This is a genomic window from Pseudoalteromonas sp. SR41-7 (genome assembly GCF_014163935.1).
Lineage (GTDB): Bacteria > Pseudomonadota > Gammaproteobacteria > Enterobacterales > Alteromonadaceae > Pseudoalteromonas > Pseudoalteromonas distincta.
Map to the genome: position 1 here is coordinate 1 of NZ_JACJEF010000023.1, position 19,461 is coordinate 19,461.

The following is a 19,461-nucleotide window of genomic DNA, read 5'->3' on the forward strand; positions in this document are numbered from 1 at the left end:
CTAACTAACTAACTAACAATATCCCACGCACTTGTACCCGATGCAGAAAGATTGCTGGTGTTATTACGTAATACTTTATTGCCTACATTAACTGATGACTCAGGACGGCTCACTAAATACCCCTGAACTGAACTCACACCCATTTTTTTAACAAGCTCAAACTGCCCTATTTCTTCAACGCCTTCAGCTACAATTTTAAGGCCCAGCTTTTGCCCAAGCTCACTAATTGTATTTAATATATCGTTATATTTTTGGCTTTTATTGGCTTGAGCTATGAACGAGCGATCAATTTTAATAACATCAATTGGTAAATCCGCTAATGTACTCAACGAGCTAAAACCTGTACCAAAGTCATCAATTGCAATAGTGATGCCTTCTTCTCTTAATCTACTTAGCTCTTTGATTATTCTAGGACTGGCTTGAATAAATGTTGATTCGGTAATTTCTAGCATTAAAGACGTCGCCGGTAAGCCGGTTTTTTTTAGCTTCTTCATTATCCAATCATAAATATCACGGTGCTTTAACTGAATGCCCGAAACGTTAACTGATATTTTAACTTTGCGCATACCTGCATTATGCCATGCAGCCATTTGCCGACACGATTCAAGCATAATCCAATCGCCAAGCTCTAATATTAAATTCGACTCTTCTGCTATTGGAATAAATTCTGAAGGTGGGATCATACCTTCAACTGGGTGGTCCCAGCGTGTAAGCGCTTCAAAATAATCAATCATACAATCTTCAACATGTACAATTGGCTGAAAAGATAAGTAAAAATCTTTACACGCGAGCGCTAAACGCAATTCTTCGAGTAAATAATGATAACGGCGCATTTTGTTACCCATTTCTGGCGAGTAAACTTTAAATATTCCCTTACCATCACTCTTAGCTCTGTACATAGCAACATCAGCTAGTTGTAAAAGTGCTTGTGGGGTTGACGCGCTTTCTGGGTAAGCAGCAATACCAATACTGGCACTAATTTTTACTATTTTATTGCCAAGCACAAAGTCTTTTTCAAGCTCACTTAACACGTGCTTCGCAATGTCAACAACTCTGTCGCTATCATCAAGTAGTTCTATAAATATGGAGAATTCATCTCCACCTAATCTTGATAAGTTTTGCTCTAATTGATTAGCGCTATTAATATTACTTAACTTATGGTGACGTAAAACATTTGCAAGTCGACTGGCCACTTGAACTAATATTTCATCACCAAAACTGTGGCCAAACGAATCATTTACTTGTTTAAAGCCATCCAAGTCGATAAATAGAAGCGCACATTTGAGATCTTCCTGATTAGCATGATTTATTTGTCTGTCTATGTGTTCAATATATGCATGGCGGTCAATTAACAGCGTCAGTTTGTCTTGACAAATACTTGTTTGAGTTTGTTTTACATAATTAACTACGTGTGAATTTAAGCTATTTATAGATTGGCTTAAGCTGCTTACACCTAATGGGTTCTCTGCCGGTTTAACTTGTAAATTAAATGCAGTAAGTAAGCTGTTGGCTTGGCGATTGAGCTCCGCTATTTGATTTTTATAATGACGTTTTCTACGTTCTCTACGTAAATAGATACCTGAGCCAAATATCAATATACATAAAAATAAAAAGTTCATGGGTGATGAGAGCGTCATCATGATTAACTTATTAGAATCAGCGGCTACAAATTGGGTATCAGTGGTTTTAATAAGTAAAAAATCAGCTGTTGGCTGCTCAATTATATAATGGCCATTTAAAATGGGATTATACCAAGGAGCCATATCAAGGGAGGTATTCGTGATCTCGAAACTTCGTATATCAATATTAGTCTGAAATAGATTTATACGGTTGATCTGATTAGTTAACTCTATGTTTATGAAGAAACAAAATAGAACTATGATTAAGAAAATAAAACCGAGCGGCTTAAGTTTATTCATAAAAAAAATCCATCTATTTTGCTTCTCCTATCAAACCTATTACCAAAAGCGGATTATATCGCTTGCATTTAGTACTACGCAAGCATTGATATAATCCTAAGCCATTAGAATAACAAAAAATTGTAACGATAATGGATTAACTAACTATATCTACATATAGTATAGATGGGATTAATAAAAATAAACAAAAACGTTTCAATTGTTTAAAATTTAATACATGCGGTATATAAACTTTGTCGTTTTTTCTGCCGCATTAATCTATGCCTCACCACTACAGCTTTAAGTACTTATATTTACTCAACCTTAATCGCATTTGCTCCGCTGTCGTACATCATTTAAAAATTATTCTTGCGCATTATGCATTGCTACTCAAACTAGTAGGAATTATCGCTAATAAAATTATTATTAATATTTAAAGCTGCCATGCATAGCTAACTTTTGTAAATAAGGTACGTTGATCTCGCTCAATATTTTTAAGAGAATCGTCTTGGTAACCTCTATCTGAGTAACCCAAATAAAACAGTGTTTGCGCATTAATTTTATATGAGTAAACAAGCTGACTACCGTAGTCTTTGTTAATTTGGCTAACTTGATAAAAGTAGGCATTTTCGTCTCTATCAATATCTTCAAATTGTAAAATAAGCTTAAGAATTGAACGCATACTAAATTTATAATTAAGCCTAAAATCAACTAAGTTAGCTGTAAATACACGCTCCCCTTGTGGGTTATCTAATTGGCTGTAGTTATGTTTTACATCGAGCTGCCAATGGTCGTTAATGTCCCACACCATTTGGGTTTGGGTGTCAAACGCATCGCCTAATTGCTCATTTGCATAATCAATGCGGCTAGCGTATTCAACATATAATGATAACTTTAAATCTTTAGTGGGTTTAAAGCCCGTATAAATGTAACCAATATTTTGATTATAAAAATTGTCATTATAATTTTCATAACGGTGTACTAAACCAATTTCAAAAATAGATTGTTTTTGACCTTTAAAACTCAAAAAGCCTTCGTATTCTTCTTCAAGTAAGTCGCCATTTTGTGCCCACGTTTTATCCCAGTCAGCTTCGTATGACCACGAGGTAAGTAAATCAGACTCATCTCTGTACCATGTTTGTCCGCCACCAAAGCCTACTTTTTCATAATCGACTTTAGCTTGATAACCTAAATCAGTGCGGTAGTCCTGCCCAATATTTTCATAAGATGCAAATAATTTGTAATCACGTTTATCGCGGGTAAGTTCTAGAGCATAAGCTTCATCTGATTGAGTTTCAGATAAGTTATAGTTTTGAATTAAAAATTCAGAGTTACGAGTATCAGCAGATGACACTTGATACAAAAGAGTATCCGATTGATTAAACCAGTAGGTACCATCCACTGATAATACAGTGTTGTGATAGTCATCACTTTCTCTGTGCGTGCTTGAAATACCAATAGTACCTTGCTGACCTAAGTCATATTGATAACGCCCTGCGGCTGCATTCGTTTTTTCGTTTAAGCTTGCGAAGCCAGAGCCCTGATTCGTTGGCAGTAAAATATTACTATTGTCGTCATCAGCTAGCATTAGCGCATAACTATGATCACCCGTTTTACCCGTCAGCTTTGCACCTAAAGTAGGCTCTGCAATTGTACGTGTGTATAAAAGCTCAAATAAGCTACTTTTAAAGTAAGAAGCACCATCTAAAAAGAAAGGACGTTTTTCAGCGTAATAAATTGAGAAGGTTGTATTTACATCAAGCTCTAAAGAGTCAGTTTCTACTTGCGAAAAATCAGGATTAATTGTCGCGTTTAAAACAGCATCTTTTGTTAAACCCCAGCGTAAATCTAAGCCCACTTCAGTATCTATATCACCCTTATCCCAATCACCTGGCAACGCAGATTTATTATCGTTACGCAGTGTGGTTAATGTAGGTGTTAATTGGATATTTTTACTTGATTCAATGTCACTAAAGCCAACTAACTTATCAAACTGGCAAAGGCTGCATTTCACATTTCTATCAAACCCCATATTTGATAGCTGATATAGCACATCACGTTGATAGTTTCTCATTACAGAAAAACCCCACGTTAGCTCATTTTTATTTTCAGGAAAACGCAATGCTTTAAAAGGAATACGCATTTCAACAACATAACCTTTGTCGTTAATTTGTCCTGCGCTATCCCAAATAGCATTCCATGAGGTATCAGAGCTCCAGCCATCGGTGTCGGTCATTCGTATATCACCTTGCGCACCCAGCGGGTTCACATGGAATTCATAACCACTGCGTTCATCATTAAATGTATCAATAACAAGAATAACGACGTCGTCTTCCCATAGCGTATCCCGGTCACGAAGTGATGCACGAATTTGCGTAGGGTCTGGGTCTTGTGCAACATAGGCAACATATAAGTTAGTGCCATCTTCGTAAATAAAGGCATCAGTTTTTACAGGAGGAGTGCCTTTTTCGTTAGGCTCATCTTGGTAGAGTAAAGATATACGTGTTGCATTTTGCCAGTGCGCCTCATCCATAACACCATCAACGGTGATATTTGAATCAATACGGGACAAGGATACTTGCTGTTTTTTAGCCGCTACATCAAGGCTTGAAAGTAATAAAGCAAAACTTAAAAATAGGAAGGTAAACTTTTTTATTATAGTTATAAAGTACTGCATAAACATCCATTTAGACTGTAATTACTCATAAGGAGCAACTTAAGCTGAGGATTGTAATTTATCCAGGTACATTTGTTAATACTTTGAAATGAAAAATTAACTATTTAATGATAAAGGAGTAACTAATTGTTATGTATTATGTTTCGAGTAGTTTAAGCTTATCGTCTATGCCATTCCATACATCAGCGTCCTCTGGTGCAGGTTTAACCTCTGTAATGCGCGGCCAGACCAGTGCAAGTTCAGCATTTAATTCAGTAAACTCTTTTTGAGACTCTGGTAGCTCATCTTCTTGGTATATCGCATCAGCTGAACACTCAGGGACACATAAGCCACAATCAATACAATCAATCGGGCTAATTGCTAAAAAATTAGGGCCTTCAAAAAATGCATCTGCTGGGCACACTGATACGCAATCGGTGTACTTACATTTTATACAATTTTCGGTGACAACAAACGCCATACTATTTTAATACCTAAGATTTTGAACAACAGTTGTGGATCATACCCATCCACCCCAAAAATACAATAAATAAGTGCCATATCAGGCTATTTTAACGTAAAATGCGCGCCTAATGTTTGCACACTCGTTGTGTCCTGCATCCCCTTATTGTGAGCGGTAATAATACCCCGCTATGACACCTAAAAGAGATATAAATGATACGTTTAACCGAAATTAAGCTGCCACTTGATCATGACGAAGACGCAATTGGTCAAGCAATTGTAAATAAACTAAAAATCCTACCTGAACAATTGCACAGTTTTAATGTGTTTAAACGTGGTTATGATGCACGTAAAAAATCAGCTATTTTACTTATTTATACACTCGATATAGAAGTTGATAACGAAGCCGAGCTACTCGCAGCATTTGAAAAAGACCAACATGTAAAAGTAGCACCAGACACAAGTTATAAATTTGTAGCCCAAGCTAACAATAATATCAAAGAGCGCCCTGTCGTGATTGGTTTTGGTCCTTGTGGTTTATTTGCGGGCTTATTACTTGCTCAAATGGGCTTTAAACCCATTATATTAGAGCGCGGTAAAGAAGTACGTGAACGTACAAAAGACACGTTTGGCTTTTGGCGTAAACGCACACTTAATACAGAATCAAATGTACAATTTGGTGAAGGTGGCGCAGGTACTTTCTCAGACGGTAAGTTATACAGCCAAGTAAAAGATCCAAAGCATTATGGCCGAAAAGTCATTACTGAATTTGTAGAAGCAGGCGCACCCGATGAAATTTTATACGTAAGTAAGCCACACATTGGTACGTTTAAACTTGTCACCATGATTGAAAAAATGCGCGCTCGTATAATAGAGCTTGGCGGCGAAATTCGCTTTAGCACACGTGTTGACGATATTCATTTAGACGACGGGCAAGTAACAGGTTTAACGCTTTCAAATGGCGAGCAACTAAACACTCGACATGTTGTATTAGCCGTTGGCCATAGCGCACGTGACACGTTTGATATGATCCATAAAAAAGGGATTTATGTTGAAGCAAAGCCATTCTCAGTCGGTTTTAGAATCGAACATAAACAATCAATGATCGATGAATGTCGTTTTGGCACAAATGCAGGAAACCCAATTTTAGGCTCTGCCGATTATAAACTTGTTCATCATTGCGACAATGGCCGCACGGTTTACAGCTTTTGTATGTGCCCAGGTGGCACCGTAGTTGCTGCAACGTCTGAAGAAGGCCGTGTTGTTACCAATGGTATGAGTCAATATTCACGAAGTGAGCGCAACGCTAACAGCGCTATTGTGGTAGGTATATCACCAGAGCAAGATTTCCCTGGTAATCCACTTGCTGGAATAGACTTACAACGCAAACTTGAAGAGCAAGCGTATGAGCTTGGTGGTAGCAACTACGATGCACCAGCGCAGTTAATTGGAGATTTCTTAAAAGGTAAATCATCTGCAGACTTAGGTGAAGTACAACCCTCTTACACACCTGGTATTAAGTTAACTGACTTGAGTAAAGTGTTACCACAATTTGCAATTGATGCCCTTCGCGAAGCGATACCAGCGTTTAATAAACAAATTCGTGGCTTTTCAACTAACGACGGTTTATTAACCGGTGTTGAAACACGTACTTCGTCGCCTATTAGTATTAAGCGTGATAAAACATTCCAAAGTATTAACACCAAAGGGCTTTACCCTGCAGGTGAAGGCGCAGGTTACGCTGGCGGTATTTTATCAGCGGGTATTGATGGTATTAAAGCAGCTGAAGCAGTCGCACTGTCTATGCTAGAAAACGCTTAAACCTCTTTTTTAAGCTGTTTATCGAAAAGCCTCACTTTGTGAGGTTTTTTTGTGCTAAATATATAGAAAATAATAACACCTCAAGCACCTCAACAATGATCAAAACATTTACCTTTTCGTTGCTTAGTGTATTAGTAATTTTTAACGCTAAAGCACAAGAGCTAAAAACCATCGATGAAATCCACAGTGCATATAAAAATAATTCTATTAATGCACAGCAACTCACCCAAAATTATATAGACCGAATTAATAAACTTAACCCACAATACAATGCAGTTATTAGTATTGAGCCTACAGCTATTGCTCAAGCTAAAACGTTAGATGAACTTGCCGCCAAAGGCACTTGGGCAGGTCCATTACACGGAATACCTGTACTTCTTAAAGATAATATAGAAACGAAGGGCACACTTCCCACAACGGCTGGCTCTTTAGCACTTAAAAATAACGTTACTGATAATGATGCTTTTGTTGTTAAACAACTACGTAATGCGGGCGCTATAATTTTAGGCAAAGCTAATTTAAGTGAATGGGCAAATTTTCGTTCATCCTATTCATCGTCAGGCTGGAGTGCCGTAGGCGGACAAACACATAATGCGCACGATGTAACACGTAATCCATGTGGTTCTAGTGCAGGCTCTGCTGTGGCAGTCGCACTTAACTTTGCGCCCATAGCATTAGGGACTGAAACAGACGGTTCAATTACGTGCCCTGCCTCAGTAAATGGAGTTTATGCAATAAAACCGAGTATGGGCCAAGTATCACGCTCAGGTGTTGTGCCTCTTTCTAGTAGTCAAGACTCAGTAGGGCCGATGGCGCATTCACTTAAAGATGCATTGCTGGTTTTATCAGTTTTGCAAGGTGAGGACTCTCTCGATGCAACAACTACAGGGTTTAAATTAAATACAGGTAATCTAAAATCAAGATCGTCACTTATTATTGGTGCACTGCCTAGCGACAAATTTACAGTTGAAACGCAGCGCCTTTATGCCAAGCAGTTACAAGCATTAAAACAGGCTGGGCACACTGTTATTAATGTAGATATTACTGATAACTTAGATACGCTATTTGTTGATGAATACTATATTTTACTTTACGACTTTAAAGCCGAAATTAATCATTATCTTGCAATCACTCCCGGACAAGTAGCTGTTAAAAGCCTAAAAGCACTTATTAATTTTAATATTCAAAATAAAAATACAGAAATGCCCCACTTTGAGCAAGATATACTAGTTCAATCGCAGGCTATTGATTTAACTAACAAACAAAAATACCAAGAGACTAAAGAACGCTATCGCACTTTAGCAACGACAGCCATTGTTAATGTATATAAAAACAACAAGCTTGATATTGTTATAGCGCCTACAGTATCACCCGCCTGGAAAACAGACTTAGTTAATGGTGATAATTTTAATGGCAGTAGTAGTTCGTTATCTGCTATTGCAGGCACAACGCACATAACTCTGCCGGTAGGCAAAGTAAGTGGTTTACCAGTTGGTTTGTCCATAATAGCAAATAAAGAGGGCGAGCAAGCGGCTTATGTATACGCAAATATTATTGATGAGGTGTTATCATCAGGCACAAAAAAACCTGAGTAAACTCAGGTTTTTTTAAACTAAACGGCGTTAACTATGACTTTTTAAGTGACAGTTTTTCGCCTTTTAAGCTTTTACGAACGCTTGAAATACGTGAGCGATTTACTGCTCTCGCTTCACCGGTTGCTTGTCCTGATAACTTGTTAGAACGTGTACGGCGTAAATGCGCTGGTTTTTTACCAATTTTATCAATTAGTACTTCACGGTTACTTACTTCGTAACCTTCTAAATATACACGTTTGATTTTTTGACCTATTAACGTTTCAATTTCAAACAAAGTGTTTTCTTCTTCGCGGCTAACAAATGAGATTGCTTGACCTTGACGACCAGCACGACCTGTACGGCCAATACGGTGAACGTAATCTTCTGCAAGCCATGGTAAATCAATATTAATTACACGAGGTAAACCATCAATATCAATACCGCGAGCAGCCACTTCTGTAGCTACTAATACACGTACTTTGCCTTCTTTAAATTCACGTAAAGCACGACGACGGTTACCTTGAGATTTGTCACCGTGGCAAACGCCCGCCGGAATACCATCAAGGTTAAGCTCTTTAACAAGCTCGTCAGCCGTTTCTTTCATGTTTACAAATACAAGCACTTGTTGCCAGTTTTTCTTACCAATCAATTCAGAAAGTAGCTCTTGCTTACGACGCTCTTCAACAGGGTAAACAACATGCTCAACAGTACTTGCTGTACTGTTAGTTTGATCAACACGCACTATTTCAGCTTGTTTTAATACTTTAGATGCAAATTGTTTAATTGCTGCAGGGAAAGTAGCAGAGAAAAGTAAAATCTGGCGCTCTTCTGCACAGCTTTTAATCACGTTTTGCATGTCTTCAATAAAGCCCATATCAAGCATACGGTCGGCTTCATCAAGAACAAGGTGCTTAACACTTGCAAGGCTTAAGTTACCTAAGCGAATATGATCAAATAAACGACCTGGTGTGGCAACAACAATATCTACACCTTCTTTTAAAGCGTTTGCTTGGCCGGCGGTACTAACACCACCGAATAAACTAACGACTTTAAGTGATGTATGCTTTGCAAAATCTCTAAAATTATTTGCAATTTGTTCTGCAAGTTCACGCGTTGGAGCAAGTACTAACGCATGAGGTGCATTCGTTGTGCTGAGTTCAGACTCAACCAATTTTTGGATGATAGGTAAAGCAAACGCGGCAGTTTTGCCGGTACCAGTTTGTGCACTGGCTAAAACGTCTTTACCTTTACGAACAGCAGGGATTGCTGCGCGCTGAATGGGCGTAAGAGTGTGATAGTTAAGTTCGTCCAACGCCTGGATGATTTCAGGAGCGAAACTAAAAGATTTAAAATTCATGCTGTATAACCTACGGCCACATTATCAAGGGTCGCAAATTATACAGCAAAAACGAGTCAACAGTTAGCTTTAAACTGGATTAAAAGCTAAAAATTAGTTTGTTAAGTCATTAAAATATTGATTATCAACTCAAGAAAGCGTTAATACCTCATTTTGTTTTAATAACTGTGCTTTACCACCGACAACTTCACGTTCGTTAAGCTCATTTATTAATGGCAAACCTACTTTTTGTTGCTCATCACTAAGCGGTAAATACGGTAATCTAAATACTGGATTTACTGCACCTGTCATCATCATCGCAGTGTTAATAGCAATAGGGTTTGGCTCACAGAACAACCAGTTCATTAATGGTTGTAACGACGCATTTAGCTCGTTACTTGGCGTATCCATTAACTGACGAAATAACCCAGGTATTAAGTTAGAAGTAACCGAAATAACACCGTGCGCTTTATGTGTGTGGCGCGCATCGTGACTTTCGTCATCGTTACCCGACCAACATGCAATACCTTGCTGCTCATAGTGTGCAATGCGCTCATTGCCGCCACATTCTTTAATACCAATTAGGTTCGAGTGCTGTGCTAATGGTTCAATAATATCAGGTGTTAGGTCTTGACCTGTGCGACCGGCTACGTTGTAAATAAAGGCAGGTCCAATATCAAGTACGCGTTTAAAGTGCTCTTTAACACCCGCGATTGACGTACGTCCGTAATATGGGTTAATTTGCAGTGCTGCATCCATACCGCTGGCAAAGCCATATTTAGTTGCTTTAATCGCTTCACGGGTGTTGTTACTACCGGTATTACCAACAATAACCAGTTTGTCACCATACTTGTTTGCACTGTGCGCTATAAGCATTAAATGCTCTTCCCAGTTCATTAACTGGCCTTCACCTGTTGTGCCACCGACTACAATGCCATCAACGCCCGCTGCAATTTGTATTTCAACGAGTTCATCGTACTTTGCGAGATCAATTTCACCGTTTGCTAAATATGGCGTTTTAATAGCTGTAATAAGGCTTGCTTGTTTAATTTGGTCTAGGGTGCGCATAAAAATTCATTATTTATAAAACTTGCGCTATTTGTAACATACTTGCCGGTATTTTTGGAGGTATAAGCGCACATTTAATTATAAAATCGCTTGTGTTATTGAGTTTGGTAATACAAAATGAATAACTGTATATATGAACAGTATTTTATTTTTAACGATACCAGAGGCTTTATGCGTTTATCTGACTACTTAGCAACTCATTTTTATAACACCGATGAACTGTGCCAAGCATTAAACATAGATGCAGATACACTTTTAGCTTGGCAAGAGCGAAGTGTGTTCCCCAAACCAAGTTACTGTATTAAAAGTCAACTTAGCTGCAGCTCATATTCGGGTTTGTATGAATGCGAAGAATATGACGACTATTATCCGCGCGGCTGTGTTAATTGGGGGCAAGGTCTTTTAAAACAAAAAATAGAATCATCAAGCCATGCTTTTAATTATTTTGCGCAGCAATATACTGCAAGCCTAACTAAACTCGCTCAGCAAGGATTTACGTTTAGCGAAGAGCTATTTGGCTGTGAAATAGACGAGCACTTACAGCAAGTTTGGCAACAGTTTTTATGCAGTAAATATGGCGTACTTACTCAAAATGGATTAATAGACGAAATAGTCTCGGTAGACATTGGCAGGCTATTAGTTGACGACATTACAGAACTGCGCAGTAAAGCGAGTTTAAACCAAGAAGAAAGAGCGCTATTACACCCCGCCATAAAGCTTTTAAACAAAGCGCTAGGGCATGGCGCCGATCATGAAAAACAACACACATTACGCACCCGCTATATAGATGCGCTTATTTTAAAATATGATTTATCTATTAAGTAACGCTAAATTTACTTTGATAAAAACGTAGTGCTAACAGACCCTAAGTCTTCGTAACTAACCGTGGTTAACTGATCTGTATTAAGCTCAACAACACCACAATAAGAACCTGTTATAAACACTTGCCCAGTTTTTAAATTAATTCCCTTTGCTGATAAGTAATTAACCGCCCAATAAAGTGGAAGCTGCGCAAGTTCTGCAGGATGCACACCTGCCAAGTTTAACTCCAGCTCAGTTTGCTTAACGTTAATATTTACAGTATTTGCGTTATACGCTTTGGCTTTATCTATTTGTGGGCCTAAATACACGCCTTGATTAGATAGGCCATCAGCCAGCTTTTCAATGTGAGTGCTTGGAGTGCCTTCATCAAACCTTTTTTGAATAAGCTCAAGTGCTAAATGGGCGCTGGCAAATGCAGTATCTACGTCTTCATTTGTATAGGTTTTATTACTTGGTAAATCGCTTTGTAAAATAAATGCAATTTCTGGTTCTATCAGCGCTTTGTTATTTGTTGTATACAGTGGGCAATTTTCAGCTTGTTTTATAGGTGCATGTAAAAGAGGCGCTAATATAATTGAGCCATCATCTAAAGGCAGCATACACTTCCAGCCATATACAGTTTGATCATTTAAATAAATCATCAACTTTTGTACTTCAATCGCATCGTCAGTCGAGTCTAGTACTAACTCTTTAGGAAAGTTTGAACGCGCTGGGTTTTCTTCTCTTTGTGCTAATAAGTGAGTAGCAATTAGTTTTAGCTGTATTGAGTTGTTCACATAAATCTCTTTAAAATACGTTACTGGTTAAGCAGTAAATAGGAAGGGTTACATTATTCATATATTAGTTTAGGCATTGGAACATCATGTTAAATGCCTATAATTAAAATTGTATTTAAAACAAAACGTGGTAATTATTTAAGTATCAATAGATTTGAGCGAGCGTAAAAACAGCCCTAAACCGCCAAACGCTAAAATTATAATAACAATCAAATCAAACGACGTCATAGTTCGCATACTAAATCGAACACTCGATATAACACCAAATATGAGTGCGGTTAACGAGCCAAGAGATAGCACCCAGCCTAAAATGTTTTTAGAATTATAAAAAATCAGACTCACACCAAAAATAAACGGGATCATAACCATGCCGCCTGTAACGCCAAAGCCACCTAAAGCATTAACACTATAAATGCGAGAACTTAGTCCAAAATTAGAGGTCACCGAAATTGCGTTTAGCAGCATATAAAAGCCGCCGCACATCATAATTAAACCAATAAAAAAATGCCCAATACCACCAGAGCTTCCACCCGCACCTTTCATTATTAATTATTCCTTTTATGTTTTTGACTTAATTGTTTTAGATGGTAATTGCTCGAGTATTAACATTGACCGCAATCTACATAATCAATGAGTGCACAAGCGAAAATACTTATCGCGTAATTACATGCCAAATAACATAAAACCAAGATAAAAAACCGTGCATAATTGCCCATAACACAGACTCATTAGCACTCCATGAAATAGCAATTGCTAGGGCCGTACCAAAAGAGACTCCATATTTTACTATCTCATTTCTTGAGTTTCTCATTAGTTATATTCCTAATTTTTAACTTATACCAATCTGCTTATATATGGGGTCTATTTAACGTTAAGAAAATTACGCTAGAACTAGGCAAAAATTTTTATATCTAGTTGTTCTAAATAAAAAATTTTTAACGACGTTATAGTGCAATTTAATTCGTTAAATTGATCAAAGATTTATGCAGGTTGGTATTATTAGCTACTTGATTTGCTTACTAAAACTGACAGCTCTTTACCATCAACATTAATACTTGCTTCTTTGCCTAGTTCAACAACTAAAGAGGGAGCCATATGTTTTCCACCTAGTTTTAGGTCAGTTGCTAAACTAACAGTAGAATCATCAATTGGCGTTACTGTAAGAGCAAAACTATACGAATTATCAACTGAAACTGACGCCTCTTCATTTGAATTGACTACTAAAGTAGGTGAACCAATTAAGTTTTTATTATCATAAAATTTAGCATTCACTACAAAACTATCATTAGCTTGTGCAAATGAGGCAAAGCCTAACAACGCTATTATTGCGATTAATTTTTTCATTATTATCTCTATATAAATTATACAGTTTAAAGCTGTTAAGGCTTTATTGGCTGTGATTTTTTAGCTAGCAATTTACCAGCTAATGATTAAAAACTTATGTTTTAGCTCTGATGACATAACCAACGCCCAGCGAACTAATATAGAACAACACTCCAAATACACTAATATCAATGAGTAGCTTTAGAATGTCAAAAGTATCTGTAAACACAAGATACTCAAAAGCAAATAAGTGAAATATGACTTTTGATCCGAAATACGCAGTTAATAAAGGGATTACAAAAATAAGAATAGATTGATTAGATTTATTAATTTCCATACCCATGTCTCCGTTATAAGTTTATTTAACTCAGCTCTAAAAATATAACACACTAAAAATATATAAATAGTTTGCTATTTTGAGTCTCACATTGAGTACCACTCGAACTATTTACGGCTGACTAAAATGCCATATTATATTTCTATAATTTACACCAGAGAACTTTAATGTAAACAACAAATTAAATAGGCTATTTATTAGAGTGGGTTGTGATACCAAAACGACTTTAATAAAGTTATAAACCTCTTTTGATTTCGACGCACTGTGCATTAACAAAAAAGAGTCCTAATAAGTTTCATTGATATTGGCGAAGTTGAGTATTTAGGCAGGTTGGAGTGTAAGAATAAAAGGTGATGTAAGATAACAGCACCTATTTGAGTATTTACTTTATGAGATGAAATTTAGCTAAGTATTTTAATACGTACCATAAAAGGCACTATAAAAGAATCTAACCAATTGATTTATATACATCAATACTACTATTGGTTAAAAGCCCAGTAACTTGCGTACCAAATGCTTTAAAGTGTGGCTCGTTTTTATGCGCTTCAAAGTGCTCGTCAGACGCCCACTGTTCGCTAACAACGTAATCGGTATGTTCATTATCACTTTTTACCGATAGTTCATAACGTAAGCACCCTACTTCTTGGCGCGATGACTTTTGTAAGTTTTCAAGTGCTGTAAGCATTACATCTGCATCAATATTTTTGCACGACAGTGCCGCTATAACCGTTAACATGTGTATTCCTTTTTAAAAGTTAAGGTGTAGATAATCTACACCTTAAAATATTTAGTTTAACTTTGCGTTTGAGGTAAGTTTACTGATCCCACTGCGGCGCAAAGTCCGGTGTTGCTTGGCGGTCGCCGCAATCAAGACCATCAATGCGGGCTATGTCTTCATCATCTAACTTAACGTGGTCGTTAAAGTTATCTTCTAAGTTTTTGCGCTTAGTTGATGATGGAATTGTCGTCATGCCGCTTGCGTTAACCCATGCTAAAACAACTTGTGCTGGACTTGCATCGTGCTTTTTAGCAATGTCGATAATGGTTTGATCTTTAAGTACTTTGCCTACTACAAATGGCATGTACGCTGTCACGTGTATATCGTGCTGAGCACAAAATGCACGCAATTTAGTATTAGTTAAATATGGGTGAACCTCAACCTGATTGGTAAATATTTCACGCGAGTCAAGTGTTTGCATTGCTTCATTTAAGTTTGCAATGGTGAAGTTTGATACACCAATGTGCTTAGTTAAACCAAGCTGCTTCGCTTTTAGTAATTCAGTGAGGTATTCACTCATTGGCTCGTCGTTAGCAGGCGATGGCCAATGAATTAGCAGTAAGTCGACCGAATCAACTTGTAGCTTTTCAAGTGACTTTTTAACGCTTGGGATAAAGTCGCTTTTATTTAATTTGTTATTCCACACTTTGGTGGTTAAGAATATTTCACTGCGCGGAATATTACTATCTTTTATGGCTTGACCTACTTGCTCTTCGTTGCCATAAATTTGTGCGGTATCAATATGGCGAAACCCAACTTCGAGTGCCATTTTTACTGAGTTATAGGCAGTGTCGCCCTCTAAGCGGAATGTTCCCATACCTAGTTCTGGCATTTCTATTACACGTTTTGTCATGGTTTATCCTTATAAAATAATCGGTTTTGAAATACAAACTTTTAAAAGTTTTACGAAATACACCTTTTACTTCTTATTACGACTGTCACTTAAAAATCTATGACCTCATAACAGGTATGAGGTCATTAATTTTAGTTTCAAGGTTAGGGTCTGTTAATCTTTAGAGATTACATTTGCAGCAGTGTATTTGGTATTTAGGCAAGGCAGAGCCTATGCAGTGTGGTTGTTCCACATTAATAGGCGATAACGCAGCATAAATGCCAAATACGCGCTGCCTGTAGGTTCTTCCTAGGGTGGATTTACTCTTTGTCCCTCGATTTTTACTTAGCCCACTAGGTTACAAACCTCGCTCCGTGATTAAATCCTCCCTAGATTGAACAAATTTAATCCTAAAAGGTCAACAGACCCTGCTAAGGCTTTATGCTTGCTGAATTTCACGTTTATCAAGCATACCGCTGTAGCGTGTAACACCAAGTGCTAAAACAGAGATAACGGCGCCTATCCATGCTGTATCTTGCAGGGTCATGTTCTCTACTACGCTACCGCCAATAATTGAGCCAAGTGCAATACCAATATTAAATGCGGCTATGTTTAAACCTGATGCAACATCTACCGCATTGGGCGTGTGCTTTTGCGCTTGCTTTACTACATAAAGTTGCAAGCCTGGTACATTACCAAAAGCAAATGCGCCCCATACTAAAATAGTAAGTACAGCGGCAATTTTTGATTCCATCGTAAAGGTAAATATCAGTAAAATAATACTCAAAGCGCTGAATATAATGCTCAGTGCACTAATTGGGCCGCGTTTGTCGGCCAACTTTCCACCCCAAATATTACCTACCGCTACCGATACACCGTAAACAAGCATTATTAAGGCAATAGCCGAAGGCGCAAAACCTGTTTGTTGCTCTAAAATAGGTGCTAAATAAGTAAACGCTGTAAACGTGCCGCCATAGCCCAATATCGTCGTTAAATATACGAGTAATAAACGCGGTTTTACGATTACTTGTAGTTGCTCTTTAAACGTCGCTGGTATTGATTGTTTTAAGTTTTTTGGTACTAAAATAAAGCTGCCGATTAATGCAATTAAACCTAATACCGACACAACTAAAAACGTTGCACGCCAACCAAAGTGTTGTCCAATCCATGTACCTAGTGGCACACCAGTTACTAGTGCTACAGTAAGCCCGGTAAACATAATGGCTATTGCACTGGCTTCTTTGTCTTTGCTTACTAGACTTGTGGCAATCATCGATCCGATTGAAAAAAACACACCATGGGCAAGCCCCGTTAAAATGCGCGCAAGTATTAATGTTTCGTAACTTGGCGCTTGCCATGCAAGTAAGTTACCTAAAACAAATAAGCCCATTAAGCTTATTAGTACCACTTTACGATTCCAACGACCCGTTAAAGCTGTTAGCACCGGCGCACCAATGGCAACGCCAACCGCATATAAACTTACAAGCAAACCTGCTGAAGGTAGGCTTACGCCTAAGTCGTTTGCAATGGTGGGTACTAATCCCACTATTACAAACTCAGTTGTTCCGATTGCAAATGCGCTTAAGGTAAGCGCCCACAAAGCCAATGGCATAGTTATATCCTCATTAATATTTGAAGAATGTAGTTTGGCTAAAATATCGTTTGCAAAAAATAGCATTAGTGACAAAATACTTTTGTTAATAATGCAAAGATGGTGTTGGTATACTTATGGCTGTTCATTCAAAAACTGAAGATTTAGAAACGTTTATAACGGTAGTAGATTGCGGAAGCTTTTCGGGGGCGGCTAATTTGCTCGATCAACAGGTGGCTAAAGTGTCGCGAGCTGTATCACGCCTTGAAAATACACTGCAATGTACTTTGCTAAACAGAACAACACGCCGGTTAGAGCTTACCGAAGAAGGCCATACTTTTATAAAATTTGCACGCGAAGGGTTAAATACGCTTTATACCGGTGAAGAAGCCATAAAGCTTTTAAAACAAGCGCCAAGTGGCAAGCTGCGAATAGATGCTGCAAGCCCTTTTGTATTGCACCAACTTACACCTTTAATTGGCGAATTTGCCAAGCAATACCCCCACATAACGCTTGATATAACCTCACACGACAGCATTATTGATTTACTTGAACATAAAACCGATTTAGCCATACGCATTGGTGATTTAAAAGACTCAAATTTACATGCTCGTAAACTTGGCAGCAGCCAGTTACGTATTGTAGCCAGCCCAGAATATATAAAAAACAACGCAACAATTACGCAAATAGATGACTTACAAAATCACAAGATAATTGGTTTTAGTGACTCCCCTAAATTAAACACTTGGCCGTTAGTAAAGCCCGCTTTATTTACGTTTTCGCTTAGCGCAAGCAGCGGCGAAACAGTGCGGCAACTATGTATTGCAAACCAAGGCGTTGCGCTACTTTCTCACTTTATGATTGGCAATGATCTAAAAACAGGTAAATTAGTTGAAGTGTTACCCAGTGCAGTTAGCTCACCTAATAACCGAGAAATTATACAAGCCGTGTATTATAAAAATAGTGCGGTATCGTCTCGCATTACAGCGTTTTTAGATTTTATAAAGCCCAGGCTTAGTTTATAAATTTTGGGCATTGATGTGTTTATCAAATATTTCACATTATTTTTTGACGCTTTTTAATAATCAAAAAGTATACATAATAAAAGTCGCAATTAAAGGTATTAATCAAAATGGATTCTTTAACGCAGGTAGCATTAGGTAGTGCTGTAGGTTATGCGGTATTAGGCAATAAAATAGGTCGAAAAGCCGTTTTATGGGGAGCAATTTTAGGCACACTCCCTGATTTAGATGTATTTTTGCCTTATGGTGGCTCTGTAGAAGCATTTACTTATCACCGTAGCTTTAGTCATTCGTTATTAATACATTTATTAATTAGTCCGCTCATTGTATGGCTAATATTAAAAATACACGCGGGAATGCAAATTTATAAAGTGCGCTGGTTTTGGCTAGTATTTTTAAGTTTATCTACACATGCCATATTAGACAGCCTAACGGTATACGGTACACAATTACTTTGGCCTTTTACTGAGTACCCCTTTGCGGTTTCTAGTGTGTTTATTATTGACCCCGCTTACACGCTTCTTTTATTAATTGGCGTAATATGTACGCTAATACCCAAAATACAAGCAGCAACGGCTTATTGTATAAATGCAGCGGCCTTAGTTTTAAGTAGTCTATATTTATTTTGTGCTTTAATTTTAAAAGTAAGTATTGATGACAAGGTAAAAACAGCACTCAACAACAGGCAAATACCAGTAAATGCGTATATTAGTACGCCTGCCCCGCTAACCACTTTGCTGTGGCGTATTGTTGTGATGTCTGACGGACAATACTACGAAGGTTATGCATCAGTATTTGACGTGCCCAACGATGTTACATTAACGCCTTATCAAACAACGCCTTCATTGTTAAATAATATTAGCGATGAATGGGCTATAAAGCGCTTGCAGTGGTTTACTAAAGGGTTTTATTCGGTGCGCCAACAGCAAAGCAATATTGTGCTTTCTGATTTACGTATGGGCATGGAGTGCAACTATGTGTTTAATTTTGTAGTGGGTCAAAAAAATGATTCAGAAGTGAGCATTGGTAACTTTGAAAAAATAAGTCAAAGACCAAACTTAAACAATCTTCATAAAATATGGGACAGGATTTGGCAACCAAATGTGTCTTTAGCATCACCCTCTGCAAAAAATGACTGCAATAGCGAATAACGTCATATTATAAG

The 19,461-nt window shown here is 37.7% G+C and carries 17 protein-coding genes; 5 read left to right on the forward strand and 12 right to left on the reverse strand.

Annotation, left to right across the window (positions count from 1 at the left end; genetic code table 11):
- Window positions 1-8: 8 nt before the first annotated feature.
- The 3 genes from H5092_RS19755 to fdxA all read right to left on the reverse strand — a co-directional run bounded on the left by H5092_RS19755 (window position 9) and on the right by fdxA (window position 5,035).
- Window positions 9-1,919 (reverse strand): bifunctional diguanylate cyclase/phosphodiesterase, encoded by a 1,911-nt coding sequence (locus H5092_RS19755; RefSeq protein ID WP_182734779.1) that lies wholly within the window; start codon window positions 1,917-1,919, stop codon window positions 9-11.
- Window positions 1,920-2,331: 412 nt separating this feature from the next.
- Window positions 2,332-4,575: a carbohydrate binding family 9 domain-containing protein gene (locus H5092_RS19760; protein WP_182734781.1), complete on the reverse strand. Its 2,244-nt coding sequence runs from the start codon at window positions 4,573-4,575 to the stop codon at window positions 2,332-2,334.
- A gap of 136 nt (window positions 4,576-4,711) precedes the next feature.
- The gene (gene fdxA, locus H5092_RS19765; RefSeq protein WP_002958626.1) at window positions 4,712-5,035 is read right to left on the reverse strand and encodes a ferredoxin FdxA; all 324 of its coding nucleotides are present in this window, start codon (window positions 5,033-5,035) and stop codon (window positions 4,712-4,714) included.
- A gap of 194 nt (window positions 5,036-5,229) precedes the next feature.
- Between fdxA and H5092_RS19770 the strand changes: the two genes are divergently transcribed.
- Window positions 5,230-6,837 carry an NAD(P)/FAD-dependent oxidoreductase gene (locus H5092_RS19770; protein ID WP_154902879.1) on the forward strand — a complete coding sequence of 536 codons (1,608 nt, stop codon included), beginning with the start codon at window positions 5,230-5,232 and terminating at the stop codon, window positions 6,835-6,837.
- 95 nt (window positions 6,838-6,932) lie between these two features.
- Entirely contained in the window at window positions 6,933-8,432 is a 1,500-nt protein-coding gene (locus H5092_RS19775; RefSeq protein ID WP_182734783.1) for an amidase family protein, read from the forward strand.
- A gap of 31 nt (window positions 8,433-8,463) precedes the next feature.
- Here the strand turns inward: H5092_RS19775 and H5092_RS19780 are convergent, their stop codons facing one another.
- Window positions 8,464-9,768: a DEAD/DEAH box helicase gene (locus H5092_RS19780; protein ID WP_002958629.1), complete on the reverse strand. Its 1,305-nt coding sequence runs from the start codon at window positions 9,766-9,768 to the stop codon at window positions 8,464-8,466.
- 129 nt (window positions 9,769-9,897) lie between these two features.
- The gene (gene dapA / locus H5092_RS19785; protein ID WP_182734785.1) at window positions 9,898-10,815 is read right to left on the reverse strand and encodes a 4-hydroxy-tetrahydrodipicolinate synthase; all 918 of its coding nucleotides are present in this window, start codon (window positions 10,813-10,815) and stop codon (window positions 9,898-9,900) included.
- Between the two features lie 171 nt (window positions 10,816-10,986).
- On the opposite strand from dapA, the gene H5092_RS19790 reads away from it, so the two are divergent.
- The gene (locus H5092_RS19790) at window positions 10,987-11,640 is read left to right on the forward strand and encodes a DUF6058 family natural product biosynthesis protein (protein ID WP_138490422.1); all 654 of its coding nucleotides are present in this window, start codon (window positions 10,987-10,989) and stop codon (window positions 11,638-11,640) included.
- Window positions 11,641-11,648: 8 nt separating this feature from the next.
- Here the strand turns inward: H5092_RS19790 and H5092_RS19795 are convergent, their stop codons facing one another.
- The 7 genes from H5092_RS19795 to H5092_RS19825 all read right to left on the reverse strand — a co-directional run bounded on the left by H5092_RS19795 (window position 11,649) and on the right by H5092_RS19825 (window position 17,295).
- Window positions 11,649-12,413: a 2-keto-4-pentenoate hydratase gene (locus H5092_RS19795; protein WP_154902882.1), complete on the reverse strand. Its 765-nt coding sequence runs from the start codon at window positions 12,411-12,413 to the stop codon at window positions 11,649-11,651.
- Window positions 12,414-12,551: 138 nt separating this feature from the next.
- The gene (locus H5092_RS19800; RefSeq protein WP_182734787.1) at window positions 12,552-12,956 is read right to left on the reverse strand and encodes a hypothetical protein; all 405 of its coding nucleotides are present in this window, start codon (window positions 12,954-12,956) and stop codon (window positions 12,552-12,554) included.
- Window positions 12,957-13,065: 109 nt separating this feature from the next.
- Complete coding sequence (locus H5092_RS19805; RefSeq protein WP_182734789.1) at window positions 13,066-13,224, reverse strand: hypothetical protein; 159 nt, start codon at window positions 13,222-13,224, stop codon at window positions 13,066-13,068.
- Window positions 13,225-13,412: 188 nt separating this feature from the next.
- Window positions 13,413-13,757, reverse strand: a complete 345-nt coding sequence (locus H5092_RS19810) for a hypothetical protein (RefSeq protein WP_165724028.1) — start codon at window positions 13,755-13,757, stop codon at window positions 13,413-13,415.
- Between the two features lie 764 nt (window positions 13,758-14,521).
- The gene (locus H5092_RS19815; RefSeq protein WP_024605502.1) at window positions 14,522-14,809 is read right to left on the reverse strand and encodes a putative quinol monooxygenase; all 288 of its coding nucleotides are present in this window, start codon (window positions 14,807-14,809) and stop codon (window positions 14,522-14,524) included.
- Window positions 14,810-14,888: 79 nt separating this feature from the next.
- On the reverse strand, window positions 14,889-15,704 hold the full coding sequence (gene dkgB / locus H5092_RS19820; RefSeq protein ID WP_024605501.1) for a 2,5-didehydrogluconate reductase DkgB: 816 nt from the start codon (window positions 15,702-15,704) through the stop codon (window positions 14,889-14,891).
- A gap of 418 nt (window positions 15,705-16,122) precedes the next feature.
- Window positions 16,123-17,295 carry an MFS transporter gene (locus H5092_RS19825; RefSeq protein ID WP_182734801.1) on the reverse strand — a complete coding sequence of 391 codons (1,173 nt, stop codon included), beginning with the start codon at window positions 17,293-17,295 and terminating at the stop codon, window positions 16,123-16,125.
- 116 nt (window positions 17,296-17,411) lie between these two features.
- On the opposite strand from H5092_RS19825, the gene H5092_RS19830 reads away from it, so the two are divergent.
- The gene (locus tag H5092_RS19830) at window positions 17,412-18,299 is read left to right on the forward strand and encodes a LysR family transcriptional regulator (RefSeq protein ID WP_182692513.1); all 888 of its coding nucleotides are present in this window, start codon (window positions 17,412-17,414) and stop codon (window positions 18,297-18,299) included.
- A 107-nt stretch (window positions 18,300-18,406) separates the two neighbouring features.
- Window positions 18,407-19,447 carry a metal-dependent hydrolase gene (locus H5092_RS19835; protein ID WP_182734791.1) on the forward strand — a complete coding sequence of 347 codons (1,041 nt, stop codon included), beginning with the start codon at window positions 18,407-18,409 and terminating at the stop codon, window positions 19,445-19,447.
- Window positions 19,448-19,461 lie beyond the last annotated feature (14 nt).

Excerpts from the sequence above, each read along its gene's own strand:
- dapA (WP_182734785.1), bottom strand. The coding sequence starts at position 10,815 with ATGCGCACCCTAGACCAAATTAAACAAGCAAGCCTTATTACAGCTATT.
- H5092_RS19830 (WP_182692513.1), top strand. The coding sequence starts at position 17,412 with ATGGCTGTTCATTCAAAAACTGAAGATTTAGAAACGTTTATAACGGTA.
- H5092_RS19810 (WP_165724028.1), bottom strand. The coding sequence starts at position 13,757 with ATGAAAAAATTAATCGCAATAATAGCGTTGTTAGGCTTTGCCTCATTT.
- H5092_RS19835 (WP_182734791.1), top strand. The coding sequence starts at position 18,407 with ATGGATTCTTTAACGCAGGTAGCATTAGGTAGTGCTGTAGGTTATGCG.
- H5092_RS19780 (WP_002958629.1), bottom strand. The coding sequence starts at position 9,768 with ATGAATTTTAAATCTTTTAGTTTCGCTCCTGAAATCATCCAGGCGTTG.
- H5092_RS19770 (WP_154902879.1), top strand. The coding sequence starts at position 5,230 with ATGATACGTTTAACCGAAATTAAGCTGCCACTTGATCATGACGAAGAC.
- H5092_RS19760 (WP_182734781.1), bottom strand. The coding sequence starts at position 4,575 with ATGCAGTACTTTATAACTATAATAAAAAAGTTTACCTTCCTATTTTTA.
- H5092_RS19755 (WP_182734779.1), bottom strand. The coding sequence starts at position 1,919 with ATGAATAAACTTAAGCCGCTCGGTTTTATTTTCTTAATCATAGTTCTA.
- dkgB (WP_024605501.1), bottom strand. The coding sequence starts at position 15,704 with ATGACAAAACGTGTAATAGAAATGCCAGAACTAGGTATGGGAACATTC.
- fdxA (WP_002958626.1), bottom strand. The coding sequence starts at position 5,035 with ATGGCGTTTGTTGTCACCGAAAATTGTATAAAATGTAAGTACACCGAT.
- H5092_RS19805 (WP_182734789.1), bottom strand. The coding sequence starts at position 13,224 with ATGAGAAACTCAAGAAATGAGATAGTAAAATATGGAGTCTCTTTTGGT.
- H5092_RS19790 (WP_138490422.1), top strand. The coding sequence starts at position 10,987 with ATGCGTTTATCTGACTACTTAGCAACTCATTTTTATAACACCGATGAA.
- H5092_RS19800 (WP_182734787.1), bottom strand. The coding sequence starts at position 12,956 with ATGAAAGGTGCGGGTGGAAGCTCTGGTGGTATTGGGCATTTTTTTATT.
- H5092_RS19775 (WP_182734783.1), top strand. The coding sequence starts at position 6,933 with ATGATCAAAACATTTACCTTTTCGTTGCTTAGTGTATTAGTAATTTTT.
- H5092_RS19825 (WP_182734801.1), bottom strand. The coding sequence starts at position 17,295 with ATGCCATTGGCTTTGTGGGCGCTTACCTTAAGCGCATTTGCAATCGGA.
- H5092_RS19815 (WP_024605502.1), bottom strand. The coding sequence starts at position 14,809 with ATGTTAACGGTTATAGCGGCACTGTCGTGCAAAAATATTGATGCAGAT.